Annotated in this window: 10 protein-coding genes and 12 tRNA genes; 19 read left to right on the forward strand and 3 right to left on the reverse strand. The window is 70.5% G+C overall.

Annotated features, from left to right (window positions below; all coding sequences use genetic code 11):
* The first annotated feature begins 20 nt into the window (after positions 1–20).
* Positions 21–935 (forward strand): MHYT domain-containing protein, encoded by a 915-nt coding sequence (locus ABZ321_RS41915; protein WP_344502196.1) that lies wholly within the window; start codon positions 21–23, stop codon positions 933–935.
* 510 nt (positions 936–1,445) lie between these two features.
* Positions 1,446–3,926, forward strand: a complete 2,481-nt coding sequence (locus ABZ321_RS41920; protein WP_344502197.1) for a glycogen/starch/alpha-glucan phosphorylase — start codon at positions 1,446–1,448, stop codon at positions 3,924–3,926.
* Positions 3,927–3,933: 7 nt separating this feature from the next.
* Here ABZ321_RS41920 and ABZ321_RS41925 read toward each other — a convergent pair whose 3' ends face one another.
* Together ABZ321_RS41925 and ABZ321_RS41930 are read right to left on the reverse strand one after the other, a co-directional pair.
* Complete coding sequence (locus ABZ321_RS41925; RefSeq protein ID WP_344502198.1) at positions 3,934–4,842, reverse strand: 5'-3' exonuclease; 909 nt, start codon at positions 4,840–4,842, stop codon at positions 3,934–3,936.
* A gap of 22 nt (positions 4,843–4,864) precedes the next feature.
* Positions 4,865–5,815, reverse strand: a complete 951-nt coding sequence (locus ABZ321_RS41930) for a sensor histidine kinase (protein WP_354901285.1) — start codon at positions 5,813–5,815, stop codon at positions 4,865–4,867.
* A gap of 166 nt (positions 5,816–5,981) precedes the next feature.
* Here ABZ321_RS41930 and ABZ321_RS41935 point away from each other — a divergent pair, with 166 nt between their 5' ends.
* The 3 genes from ABZ321_RS41935 to ABZ321_RS41945 are packed head-to-tail and all read left to right on the forward strand — an operon-like array spanning position 5,982 to position 8,684.
* Positions 5,982–7,073: a Xaa-Pro peptidase family protein gene (locus ABZ321_RS41935; RefSeq protein WP_354901287.1), complete on the forward strand. Its 1,092-nt coding sequence runs from the start codon at positions 5,982–5,984 to the stop codon at positions 7,071–7,073.
* Positions 7,070–8,197, forward strand: coding sequence for an acyl-CoA dehydrogenase family protein (locus ABZ321_RS41940; protein WP_344502202.1), 1,128 nt, complete (start codon positions 7,070–7,072; stop codon positions 8,195–8,197). The genes ABZ321_RS41935 and ABZ321_RS41940 overlap by 4 nt, the downstream gene beginning before the upstream one ends.
* 46 nt (positions 8,198–8,243) lie before the next feature.
* Positions 8,244–8,684 (forward strand): Lrp/AsnC family transcriptional regulator, encoded by a 441-nt coding sequence (locus ABZ321_RS41945; protein WP_344502203.1) that lies wholly within the window; start codon positions 8,244–8,246, stop codon positions 8,682–8,684.
* Here ABZ321_RS41945 and ABZ321_RS41950 read toward each other — a convergent pair.
* Positions 8,681–9,376: a haloacid dehalogenase-like hydrolase gene (locus ABZ321_RS41950; protein ID WP_354901290.1), complete on the reverse strand. Its 696-nt coding sequence runs from the start codon at positions 9,374–9,376 to the stop codon at positions 8,681–8,683. The genes ABZ321_RS41945 and ABZ321_RS41950 overlap by 4 nt on opposite strands.
* 37 nt (positions 9,377–9,413) lie before the next feature.
* On the opposite strand from ABZ321_RS41950, the gene ABZ321_RS41955 reads away from it, so the two are divergent.
* The 14 genes from ABZ321_RS41955 to ABZ321_RS42020 all read left to right on the forward strand — a co-directional run bounded on the left by ABZ321_RS41955 (position 9,414) and on the right by ABZ321_RS42020 (position 12,129).
* Positions 9,414–9,983 carry a histidine phosphatase family protein gene (locus ABZ321_RS41955; protein ID WP_344502205.1) on the forward strand — a complete coding sequence of 190 codons (570 nt, stop codon included), beginning with the start codon at positions 9,414–9,416 and terminating at the stop codon, positions 9,981–9,983.
* 365 nt (positions 9,984–10,348) lie between these two features.
* Positions 10,349–10,422 (forward strand) — tRNA-Glu (locus ABZ321_RS41960).
* Positions 10,423–10,555: 133 nt separating this feature from the next.
* Positions 10,556–10,628: transfer RNA gene (locus tag ABZ321_RS41965), tRNA-Gly, on the forward strand.
* A 42-nt stretch (positions 10,629–10,670) separates the two neighbouring features.
* Positions 10,671–10,743, forward strand: a tRNA-Gln gene (locus ABZ321_RS41970).
* A gap of 43 nt (positions 10,744–10,786) precedes the next feature.
* Positions 10,787–10,859: transfer RNA gene (locus tag ABZ321_RS41975), tRNA-Leu, on the forward strand.
* Between the two features lie 14 nt (positions 10,860–10,873).
* A tRNA-Arg gene (locus ABZ321_RS41980) sits at positions 10,874–10,947 on the forward strand.
* A gap of 11 nt (positions 10,948–10,958) precedes the next feature.
* Positions 10,959–11,031: transfer RNA gene (locus ABZ321_RS41985), tRNA-Lys, on the forward strand.
* 1 nt (position 11,032) lies between these two features.
* Positions 11,033–11,109 (forward strand) — tRNA-Met (locus ABZ321_RS41990).
* 28 nt (positions 11,110–11,137) lie between these two features.
* Positions 11,138–11,213 (forward strand) — tRNA-Glu (locus tag ABZ321_RS41995).
* 22 nt (positions 11,214–11,235) lie between these two features.
* Positions 11,236–11,308, forward strand: a tRNA-Asn gene (locus tag ABZ321_RS42000).
* Between the two features lie 14 nt (positions 11,309–11,322).
* Positions 11,323–11,405: transfer RNA gene (locus tag ABZ321_RS42005), tRNA-Tyr, on the forward strand.
* A gap of 12 nt (positions 11,406–11,417) precedes the next feature.
* A tRNA-Arg gene (locus ABZ321_RS42010) sits at positions 11,418–11,491 on the forward strand.
* 11 nt (positions 11,492–11,502) lie between these two features.
* Positions 11,503–11,578 (forward strand) — tRNA-Cys (locus ABZ321_RS42015).
* Positions 11,579–11,712: 134 nt separating this feature from the next.
* Positions 11,713–12,129, forward strand: a complete 417-nt coding sequence (locus tag ABZ321_RS42020) for a YciI family protein (RefSeq protein WP_344502206.1) — start codon at positions 11,713–11,715, stop codon at positions 12,127–12,129.
* The last annotated feature ends 1 nt before the right edge of the window (position 12,130 follow it).

Here is a 12,130-nt window from a genome sequence, read left to right on the forward strand (position 1 = left end):
CCGGCGCGGAAGGAAGCATCGTGGGAGAGCTGCATCATTTCACGTACGGGCTGATCACCCCGATCTTCGCGTACGCGATGTCGTTCCTGGGTTCCCTCCTCGGCCTGGTGAGCACCGCCAGAGCCCGGGCGGCCACCGACACCCGCCGCCGGGCGTGGCTGCTGGTGCTCGCGGCTTGGGCCATCGGCGGCACCGGCATCTGGGTCATGCACTTCATGGCGATGATCGGCTTCAGCGTCAGCGGCTCCCCGCTGCGCTACGACGTCCCGATCACCGTCGCGAGCTTCTTCATCGCCGTCATCACCGTCGGCCTCGGGCTCTTCATCGTCGGCCTCGGCAAGCCCGCCATGTGGAAGGTGCTCGTCGGCGGCCCGATCACCGGCGTGTCCGTCGCCTTCATGCACTACACCGGCATGGCCGCGATGCGGATCAACGGCTCCTTCGACTACAAGAGCAACCTGTACCTGGCGTCCTACGCGATCGCGGTCGTCGCCGCCACCGTCGCCCTCTGGTTCACCATCGTGGTCCGCGGCATCCCCGCGACGATCGCCGCGGCGGCCGTCATGGGCGTCGCCGTCTGCGGCATGCACTACACCGGCATGGCGGCCATGCACGTCAACCTCACCACCGACAACCTGGCCACGGTCCCCGGCGTCGACGTCAACTGGTTCCTCGCCCCGATCGTCCTCTTCGTCCTGGTCGTGGTCATCGCCCTCGCCAGCGCCGTCATGGCCGTCCCCTCGGAGCGCGAGCAGGCCGAGGCCGCCGCCGTCCGCGACAAGATCGCCGCCGGCGACGCCCTCCGCTCCGCCACGGCCGGCCCCGTCTTCGGCGGCGGCTCCGCCGCGGGCCCGACGGCCCCCGGCACCGGCCAGGCCTTCTCCGCCCGCGCCGCCAACGGCATCGCCGACGCCCGCCGCCAACGCGGCCGCTGACCGCTCCGCTCCCTTCCGCCGCTTCTTCCTCCCGCTGCCGCTCGACGGGTCGTTTCTCGCCCCGTCCGGGCGGCAGCGTCGTTCCCGTCCCGCCGATCGCCCCGTTGCCATGACCACCGACCCGATCTGGACGTCGGCCTCCGCCCTTCCGCGGCTGGCGGCCGGTCAGGTCTGCGCTCGCCCTTCTGGCCGTACGCGAGCTGGCGTGACCGCCGCTGTCACCTCCCTTGGTGATCGAAGTCGCGTGGCGGTCGTCCGGGCGACCAGAGCTGTCCTTGGTGGGGTGATTCTCATGATCCGGAAGAGTTTGTGTGGCTATGGCGACCAGAAGTCTTCCGGATCATGGGGTGGACTGGGTGGTACCAGGGTTGTGTGCGTGATCCGGAAGGACGTGTGTGGCTGGGGTGGCGTGAGGGGTTCCGGGGCGCCGGGTGAGGGGTGGGAGGGGACGGGGAGAAAAAGTTGGGGAGACGGTGGGTCGGGGATGAGCGGCTGGCGGATACTTGGCGGGTGACCGAGGCGCGGCCCCGACCCAGGCGCACTGTTGGCGACTCGCTCGAGGAGTTCGAGCGGGACCTGATCTCCAACCTGTACTACCAGCGTGGGACGACGATCGAGTCGGCGAGCGGGCCTGACGGGTACCACACGCTGGCCGTGACCGTGCGGGACAGGCTGGTGGACAGGTATGCGAGGACGGCGGCGGCGCATTACGCGGCCAATCCGCGGTTCGTGTACTACCTGTCGGCGGAGTACCTGCTGGGGCGGCAGCTCAGGCAGAACCTGCTGTACACGGACACGGAGCGGTGGGTCAGGCCGATCGCCGAGGACCTCGGGGTGTCGCCGGAGGCGCTCGAGGTGTACGACGTCGAGCCCGGGCTCGGCAACGGCGGGCTGGGGCGGCTGGCCGCGTGCCTGATGGACTCCATGGCGACGCTGGACATCCCGGCGGTCGGGTATGGGATCCGGTACGAGTTCGGCATCTTCAAGCAGACGTTCCGCGACGGCAAGCAGGTCGAGCGGCCCGACGACTGGACGTTCTACGGCAACCCGTGGGAGTTCCCCGCACCCGACGACCGGCAGCTGGTCGGGTTCTACGGCACGACCGTGGCCGACCCGAAGGACCCGGAGAACCTGCGGCGGAAGTGGACGCCGGGGGAGACGGTCAGGGGCGAGCCGAGCCACATGCTCGTGCCGGGGTACGGGACGCAGACCGTCAACATCATCCGGCTGTGGCAGGCCAGGGCGAGCCGCGAGTCGTTCGACCTGGCGAGGTTCGGGGTCGGGCAGTACGTCGAGGCCGTCGACGACATCGTGAGGGCCGAGAACATCAGCAAGGTGCTGTACCCCGACGACAGCACGGAGCCCGGGCGGGAGCTGCGGCTCAAGCAGCAGTACTTCCTGGTGGCGTGCTCGCTGAGAGACATCATCCGGCGGTACCGGCTGCGCAACAGCGGATGGGAGGGGTTCGCCGACAAGGTCGTGATCCAGCTCAACGACACGCATCCGGTGATGGCGGTGACCGAGCTGATGCGGCTGCTGGTCGACGAGCACGGGCTCGGCTGGGACGAGGCGTGGGGGATCACCCGCCGGACGTTCAACTACACGTGCCACACGCTGCTTCCGGAAGCGCTCGAGACGTGGCCGGTGCAGCTGCTGGAGCGGCTCCTGCCGCGGCACATGGAGATCGTCTACGCGATCAACCACTTCTTCCTGGAGGAGGTGCGGCAGGCGTACCCGGGCGACGAGGACGTCGTGCGCCGCATGTCGATCATCCAGGAGGGCGACGAGCGGCGGGTGCGGATGGCGCACCTCGCGGTCGTCGGCAGCACCGCCGTCAACGGGGTCGCCGAGCTGCACACGAAGCTGCTGGCCGGCACGACGCTGCACGACTTCGCGCAGCTGTGGCCGGAGCGGTTCCACAACGTGACGAACGGGGTCACGCCGCGGCGGTTCCTGCGCATGGCCAACCCGGCGCTGTCGGAGCTGATCACCGAGATGCTCGGCGACGAGGGGTGGCTGACGGACCTGGAGCGGCTGCACGGGCTCGGCCCGCACGCCGACGACCCCGCGTTCCGCGCCGCGTGGCGGGACGTGAAGCGGCACAACAAGGCCGGGCTCGCCGCCGCGGTCGAGCGGTCCACGGGCGTCCTCATCGACCCCGACGCGCTGTGCGACGTGATGATCAAGCGGTTCCACGAGTACAAGCGGCAGCAGCTGAAGCTCCTGCACGTGATCACGATGATGAACCGGATCCGGGCCGACCCGCAGGCGACGTACGTGCCGCGCACGGTGCTCTTCGGCGGGAAGGCGGCGCCGGGCTACCACGCGATGAAGCTGCTCATCGAGCTGGTCAACGCGGTCGCCGGCGTGGTGAACACCGACCCGGTCGTCAGCCGGTATCTGCGGGTGGTGTTCCCGGCGGACTACAACGTGACGAAGGCGCAGTTCATCATCCCGGCCGCCGACCTGTCCGAGCAGATCTCCCTGGCCGGCAAGGAGGCGTCCGGCACCGGCAACATGAAGCTCGCCCTGAACGGCGCGCTCACCATCGGCACCCTCGACGGCGCGAACATCGAGATCCGGGACCGGGTCGGCGCGGACAACTTCTTCCTGTTCGGGATGGACACCCCGGCGGCGACGGCGCTGCGCCGGTCCGGGTACTCGCCGCGGTCGTTCTACGAGGCGGACTTCGAGCTGCGGCTCGCCGTCGACACGATCGCCTCCGGCACGTTCGCGAAGGGCGACCGCGACGTGTTCGCTCCGGTCGTCGACGCGATGCTGGGCCGCGACGAGTACATGGCGCTCGCCGACTACCGGTCCTATGTGGACTGTCAGGACACGGTCGCGGAGGCGTGGACGGATCCGGACCGGTGGACGCGGATGTCGATCCTCAACACGGCCCGGTGCGGCTTCTTCTCCTCCGACCGGACCGTGCGGGAGTACTGCGAGCAGATCTGGAAGGTGGACCCGGTCCGCGTCGGGGAAGCCTGAGCGGCGGCTAGCTCGCCAGGGCGTCGACGATGCGCTTGGTGGCGCCGGCGAGGCCCCAGCGCTCGGCGAGGGCGAGCAGCGCGTCGGGGTCGGCGGGGGCGGACGGCAGCTTGGTGTCGACGTCGCCGAGCGGGATGGTGCGGGCGACCGCCACCACGTCGCGGGCGGCGGTGAGGTACTCGCGGCCGGCGGCGATCTTCGTGCGCAGCCCCGGGGCGAAGCCGGAGGCCGGGTCGTCGAGCGCGGCGAGGATGCCGTCGAGGTCACCGTACCGGTCGACGAGGCGCGCGGCCGTCTTCTCGCCGACGCCCGCGACGCCCGGCAGGCCGTCGGACGGGTCGCCGCGCAGGGCGGCGAAGTCGGCGTAGCCGGCGGCGGGCACCCCGTACTTGGCGTGCAGGGCGGCGTTGTCGAGGACCTCCAGCTTCGCGACGCCGCGGCCGCAGTACAGGACGGTCACCTCGCGGGTGTCGTCGATGAGCTGGAAGAGGTCGCGGTCGCCGGTGGCCACCTCGACCGGGCCGGGCTCGCGGGTGGCGAGGGTGCCGATGACGTCGTCGGCCTCGTAGTCGTGGGCGCCGACGGCGGTGATGCCGAGCGCCGCCAGGAACTCCAGGATGATCGGCACCTGCGTCGACAGGGCGTCGGGGACCTCCTCGCCGCCGGCGGGGGTGAGCCGGTGCGCCTTGTAGGACGGCAGCAGCGCCACCCGCCACGCCGGCCGCCAGCTCTCGTCGAGGGCGCAGACGAGCCGGTCCGGCTGCCGGCCGCGGACCAGGGTCGAGAGCATGTCCAGGAAACCGCGGACGGCGTTGACCGGGGTGCCGTCGGGGGCGACGGCCGCCTTCTCGGGCACGCCGAAGAACGCGCGGAAGTAGAGGCTGGCGGAGTCGACGAGCAGCAGAGGTCGGGCCACTGCAGCAGCCTACCCAGTCAGCCTAGCGAAGCACGTGCACCCGGGTGGTGGTGCCGGTCTGGCTGGTGTGTCGCTGGACCAGGTCGACCAGGTAGTGGACCATGACGAGGCCGCGCCCGCCGCGGCCGCCGGTGGGTCGCAGCCGGCCGGCCATCACGTCGGTGAGGTGGCCGAAGTCGCGGACCTCGCAGACCACCCGCTCCTCGTCGCGCCAGGTGCGCAGCGTGCCGGAGCCGCCGGCGTGCATGATGCTGTTGGTGGCCAGCTCGTTGACCGCGCTCTGCAGGTCGCCGATGCGGTCCGGCGGCAGCTCCGCGTCCAGGCCGATCTCGGCGACGGCGCGGCGGACCTTGACCAGCCCGCCGACCTCGAAGCGCAGCGTCGTGGCGCCGAACGGGGGCTCCGACAGCGGCACGTTGTAGGCCTCGGTGATGCCGTAGGGGTCGTACGCGTCGCTGGCGGACCGCGCGCCGTCCTCGATCATCGTCGGGTGCGTCGCGTAGGCGTCCTTGACCATGTACGGGTCGAGGCGGCTGGTGTCGTAGGGGCAGAGGATCGACGCCTCGCGGCCCTGGAACGCCACGTTGATCATCGCCTCGTGCTGGACGCAGGCCGGGTACTCGTCGTCGGAGCGGCCGGGCCAGATCGGCTCGCCGATCACGCGGACCCGCTTGCCCGGGTGCTCGTCCATGAACTTCGACAGCACCCACGGGATGATCCGGCCCGGGTTGCGGCCCGCCTCGTGCATGTCGGTGAACGCGACGACCTCGGCGAACGCGCCGAGCCGCTCGCGGATCAGCTGCACATTGGCCGGCGGCGCGGCGACGGCGACCGGCTCGCCGAGGGAGACACCCTCGTAGATGAAGTTCATCGTGCCGTCGAGGAACGTGGCGGCGTCGCGGTACGCCAACGCATCATGGACGAACGGCTCGTTGCGCCGGTCGCCAGCGATGGCCGCGTTGCGTGCGCTCATGCGATGCGCTGCTCGTCTCGATCGGGGAACCGCTCGGTCCGTACGATCTCTGCCCTTACTCAAGCTCCGACTGCAGACTACGCCATAGGTCCCCGACCGACACCTATCCGTTGGTGTCGACTCCGGGTTGTCGCCCGGAAACCAAACGAACGTTAAGCTTGCACACGTGTCCCAGAAGGAACAGCGACTCCGTGCCGCGCAGTCCGCCGCCACCGCGGCCGGACTCGACGCGCTCCTCATCCCACCAAGCGCTGACCTGCAGTATCTCACAGGTTACGACGCGCACGCGCTGGAGCGGCTCACCCTGCTCGTGCTGCCCGCCGACGGCGAGCCGACCCTGATCGTGCCCCGCCTGGAGCGCCCGGCCGCCGAGGCAGCCGATCCCCACGGTGTACGGATCGTCGACCACGTGGACGGTTCGGACCCGTACGAACTGGTGAGCGCCGCCATCGGCAAGGCCGACGCGGTCGGGCTCGGCAACCGGATGTGGGCCGAGCAGGTCCTCGCTCTGCGCGCCGCGCTGCCGTCCGCCGAGCAGCGCCTCGCCGGCGCCGTCCTGGCCGCCCTGCGGGTGCGCAAGTCGCCCGGCGAGGTCGAGGCGCTGCGCCGGGCCGGGCAGGCGATCGACGCCGTCCACACCCAGATGGGGCAGTGGCTGCGGGCCGGCCGCACCGAGAACGAGGTCGCCGCCGACATCGCCGCCGCGATCCGCGCCGCCGGGCACGCGACCGTCGAGTTCACGATCGTCGCCGCCGGACCCAACGGCGCCAGCCCGCACCACGGCACCTCCGACCGGGTGATCGCCGCGGGTGAGCCCGTCGTCGTCGACATCGGCGGCCGCATGCCCGACGGCTACTGCTCCGACTCGACCCGCACGTACTGCATCGGCGAGCCGCCCGCCGAGTTCGCCGCGTACTACCAGGTGCTGTTCGAGGCGCAGCGCGCCGCGGTCGCCGCCGTGCGGCCCGGGGTCACCGCCGAGTCCGTGGACGCCGTCGCCCGCGACCTCATCGCGGCCGCCGGCTACGGACCGGCGTTCCTGCACCGCACCGGCCACGGCATCGGCCTGGACGGGCACGAGGAGCCCTACATCGTGGCCGGCAACGACACCCCGCTCGAAGAGGGCATGGCGTTCTCGATCGAGCCCGGTATCTACCTCTCCGGCCGGCACGGTGCCCGCATCGAGGACATCGTCGTGTGTACGAGCAGCGGCGTCGACCGGCTCAACACGATCCCGACCGAGCTGGTGATCCTGTGAGCACCGTGGAGCGGATCCTGCCGACCGAGGAGGCCGCGGACCTCATCGGGCTCGTGCGGGAGATCGCTGACGGGGAGCTGGCGCCGCGCGTCGACGACTTCGAGGCCCGCGGCCAGTTCCCCCGCGAGCTGTTCCGCCTGCTCGGCCGGGCCGGGCTGCTCGGGCTGCCGTTCGACGCCGAGTACGGTGGCGGCGGCCAGCCCTACGAGGTGTACCTGCAGGTCCTCGAGGAGATCGCGGCCCGCTGGCTGGCGGTCGCCGAGGGCGTCTCCGTGCACAGCCTCGCCTGCTACCCGACCGCCGCGTACGGCACCGAGACGCAGCGCAAACGGCACCTGCCCGACATGCTCGGCGGTGAGCTGCTCGGCGCCTACTGCCTGTCGGAGCCGCAGAGCGGATCCGACGCGGCGTCGCTCACCACCCGGGCCGACCCCGACGGCGACGGGTACACGCTCAACGGCACGAAGGCCTGGATCACCCACGGCGGCAAGGCCGACTTCTACGACGTCTTCTGCCGCACCCCCGAAGGCATCTCCTGCCTGCTGCTCGACGCCGGCACCCCCGGGCTGCTGCCGCAGGCACCCGAGCGGACCATGGGCCTGCGCTCCTCCACGGTCGCGCAGATCGTGCTCGACGGCGCACACGTGCCCGCCGACCGGCTCCTCGGCGAGGCCGGAGGCGGGTTCAAGATCGCGCTGAGCGCCCTGGACGGCGGCCGGCTCGGCATCGCCGCCTGCGCCGTCGGCGTCGCCCAGGCCGCCCTCGACTACGCGGTCGCCTACGCCAAGGACCGCGCGCAGTTCGGCCGCCCGATCATGGAGTTCCAGGGCGTCGGGTTCATGCTCGCCGACATGGCCACCCAGATCACCGCGGCGCGGGCGCTGTACCTGTCCGCGGCGAGACTGCGCGACGCCGGCCGCCCGCACAGCGCGGAGGCCGCGATGGCGAAGCTGTTCTGCACCGACACTGCGATGCGCGTCACCACCGACGCCGTCCAGGTGCTCGGCGGGGCCGGCTACGTGCAGGACCACCCCGTCGAGCGGTACATGCGAGAGGCCAAGGTGCTGCAGATATTCGAGGGGACCAACCAGATCCAACGCCTCGTCATCGCCCGGTCGCTCTGAGAATCGTGCCTGCGCGCCGGGGCGGGCACCAGTTAGGGTTCGTGCCGTGGAAGAGACCGATCGCGCGATCGTGGCGGCCCTGGCCGCCGACGGCCGCCTGTCCTACACCGACCTCGCCGAGAAGGTGGGGCTGTCGGTGTCGGCGGTGCACCAGCGGGTGCGCCGCCTGGAGCAGCGCGGCGTCATCAAGGGCTACACGGCACGGCTCGACCACGACGCGATCGGACTGCCGCTGACGGCGTTCGTCGCGATCCGCCCCATCGACCCGTCGCAGCCCGACGACGCCCCCGACCGGCTGGCGAAGCTGCCGGAGATCGAGTCGTGCTACTCCGTCGCCGGCGAGGACTTCTACATGCTGCTCGTCCGGGTCGAGAGCCCGCTCGCGCTGGAGCGCCTGCTGCAGGAGATCCGCACCGCCGCCAACGTCATCACCCGCACGACGGTCGTGCTGTCCACGCCGTACGAGAGCCGGTCGCCGAAGATCTAGTGGCCGGTGCGGGCCCGGCTGATCGCGTCCCCGACTCCGCCGGTGTCGGACAGGTCGGGCAGGACCACGTGCGCGCCCGCCGCCGCCAGCTCCTCGACCGTGTAGCGGCCTGTCGCCACCGCCACCACGCCCGCGCCCGTGGCGAGGGCCGCCTCGACGTCCAGGGGTGTGTCGCCGACGAGGACCGTCCGCAGGCCGTCGAAGGAGCGCTCGTACCGGTCCCGCGCCGCCGCCCTGGCGATGCCGACGAGGTTGGCCCTGACGGTGTGGCTCCAGCCGTACGCGCCCGCGTCCAGATCCAGGTGCTCCACCAGGCCGAACGGGCCGAGCTTCACCTCCGCGATCCGCCGCAGGTTGCCCGTCAGCACCGATTGCACCCCGCTCGCCGACATGACGGCGGCCAGGGCACCGGGCAGCGCCCGGCCCCGCACCGGCAGGAGATGCGCCAGCTCGTCGAACGCCGTCTCCGCCGCGACCCGCAGCCCCTCCAGGTGCTCCTCGGACGTCGGCGCGCCGTTGAGCCGCAGCACGTCGTGCGCGATCGCCCGGTCGGTGCGGCCCGCCATCGGCGGCTGGGCGGTCACCGGCCGCCCGTACCGGCGAAAAAATGCCAGATCGTAGGCCTCGCGACCGAGTCCATCGACGTCGACGAGTGTATGGTCAACATCCCAGAGCACCAGAACCTCGTCCACGAGACGCACTGTAGCGAAGCGAGGCAGAATGAGGCGGATGGGCGACATCGTCGTGGTGCGGCACGGACAGACCGAGTGGAGCGCCGCCGGGCGCCACACCTCGAGGACCGATCTCGACCTCACCCCGGCGGGTGAGCGGCAGGGCCGGGCACTCAGCCGGGCGTTCATGACGGCGGGCTTCGTCGCCGTCGTCAGCAGCCCCCGCCGCCGCGCGCTGCGCACGGCGGAGCTCGCCGGCCTCACGGTCACCGAGGTCGACGCCGACGTCGCCGAGTGGGACTACGGCACGTACGAGGGGCTGACCACCCCCGAGATCCGGGCCGAGCGGCCGGACTGGGACCTGTGGACCGACGGCTGCCCCGGCGGCGAGACCCCGGAGCAGGTCACCATCCGGCTCGACCGGTTCCTGGCGCGGGTCCGCCCGATGCTCGTCGTCGGTGACGTCGCCGTCGTCAGCCACGGCCACGCCTCGCGCGCCCTGGCGTCGCGGTGGATCGGCGAGTCCGTCGCGTTCGGCGCGCGCCTCAGCCTCGACACCGCGACCCTTTCGACCCTCGGCCACGAGCACGACCTGCCGTCGATCCGCACCTGGAACACGACCATTTGAAAGACCGCCGATAAATAGGGTTGTCGCCGTCGTCGGCGCGCCCTATCGTATTCATCAACACCGGATGAAACACGAGAGACAGGAGATGGGCCATGAAGCGGCTCCCCAGTGACGCGACGCGACGGCAGCTGCCGCGCGGTTGCGGGGAAGCCGTGTTCGGAGGCAATCTCCGCGGTTATCTCTGTGAGCGACTTCAGCAGCACCAGGGCAGGTGGAGCGGCTAGCATCCCGCTGGCACAGCACCCCGCCGCCCTTCCCGTACCCGGGACCGGGCGGTTTTTCTTTGCCCGCTCACCGGTCGATGAATGGCGTTCTTTGACAACTCCACAGTGGATGACGCACGTCTATATAAATGTGCGAAATAGCGCCCGTGAGGCTGAGGAAGGTAGACCACTGGACTCTCAATCCGGAAGACCGGGTTCAACCCCCGGACGGGCGACGCAGCTCTGGTGAACTCGGCGGACACGCCGCTCTTCCACAGCGGAGAAACGGGGTCGGTGCCCGTGAGCTGTTCTGGGTGCCCGGGGAAGGGAACGCGAGGGGGACGCTCGCCTCCCGGGGCACCAGCACGTGCGGTTGTAGCTCAGTGGTCAGAGCGTCGCCTTGCCATGGCGAAGGTCCCGGGTTCAAGTCCCGGTTGCCGCTCCGTTGTTCCCCGGCCGGCGGGCCATCACCCCGCCGGCCCCTTGCAGGCTGGTGTAACCCGGCAACACATCCGGCTCTGAACCGGACATTGGGGGTTCGAATCCTCCGCCTGCAGCGCACGCCCCGGGGCTGTCCGGGGCGCCGTCAAGAAAAGTCCGGCCCTCGTGGTCCAAAGGTAGAGGCACGGCGTTGAGGTCGTCGTAGGTGCGCGTTCGAATCGCGCCGAGGGCACTTTGGAAAGTCACGTCTTCGTAGCTCAGGGGAGTAGAGCGCCAGGTTGCGGACCTGGGGGTCGCTGGTTCGAATCCAGCCGAGGACACGCAGTACAGCGCGCCGCTAGCTCAATGGGTAGAGCGGCTGGCTCTTAACCAGCAAGTTCGGGGTTCGAGTCCCTGGCGGCGCACTGCGGGGTGGAGGAGTTCGGTCGTCCTCGCCGGTCTCATAAGCCGGAGCATCGTGGGTTCGAATCCCACCCCCGCATCTCACGTGTACGACCGTGTATGAAGCATGGCGCGGTGGACGAATTGGGAGAGTCGCCCGGCTTTCACCCGGGACACTGTGCGGGTTCGAGGCCCGTCCGCGCTACGTCAGTTCGGTGTCAGTCCGGTCCGGCGTCGCCCAATCGGCAGGGCAAACGGCTGTTAACCGTTCGGGTCCCGGTTCGAGTCCGGGCGCCGGAGCAACACCAGATCATGCGGGTGCGCCGACGTTGGAGAGTCGGGCTTGGCTGTAACCCAGGTGCCTTTGGCTCAGGGGGTTCGAATCCCTCCACCCGCACGCAGTACACACGCCTTCGTAGCTCAGTGGAGCAGAGCGCCAGGTTCCGAACCTGAAGGTCGCTGGTTCGAGTCCAGCCGAGGGCACGCAGCAGCACGACCGTATGCCCGAGTCAGGTCAGGGGGCCGCCTGCAAAGCGGTGCACGCCGGTTCGAATCCGGCTTCGGTCTCCATCGTCACATCATGACGTCGTCATCCACTGTGCGAGTGCGAAGATCGTTGCGCCGCGCATGTCGAAACCGCCGGGGTGGCTTCGTTCCCATGGTGACCGCCGCCGGACGGCGCGGCGCGACGTGAGGAGCCGGGGATGGCGAAGTACCTGCTGATCGTGGACTACAACGGCGGCGACGTGGACACGCCGATGGACGAGTGGACGCCGCAGGACATCGCGGCGCACATGGACTACTACGGGGCGCTGCGGCAGGAGCTGCTCGACAGCGGTGAGCTCGTCGACCAGCAGGCGCTGACCGGGCCGGAGCACGCGAAGGTGGTCACGTCCGACGGCGTCGCGGCGCCGGTCGTCACCGACGGGCCGTTCGCCGAGTCGAAGGAGCTGCTCGCCGGGTATCAGCTGGTCGACGTCGACTCGGAGGCCCGGGCGATCGAGATCGCCGCGAAGATCTCGTGCGTGCCGGGGCCGGGTGGGGTGCCGCAGCGGCAGCCGATCACGGTCCGCAGGGTGATGGACGCGGCCGACTTCGAGCTGCTGACGTCCGAGGTCTGAG

This window comes from Dactylosporangium sp. NPDC006015, from assembly GCF_040614215.1.
In the GTDB taxonomy this organism is placed as follows: domain Bacteria; phylum Actinomycetota; class Actinomycetes; order Mycobacteriales; family Micromonosporaceae; genus Dactylosporangium; species Dactylosporangium maewongense.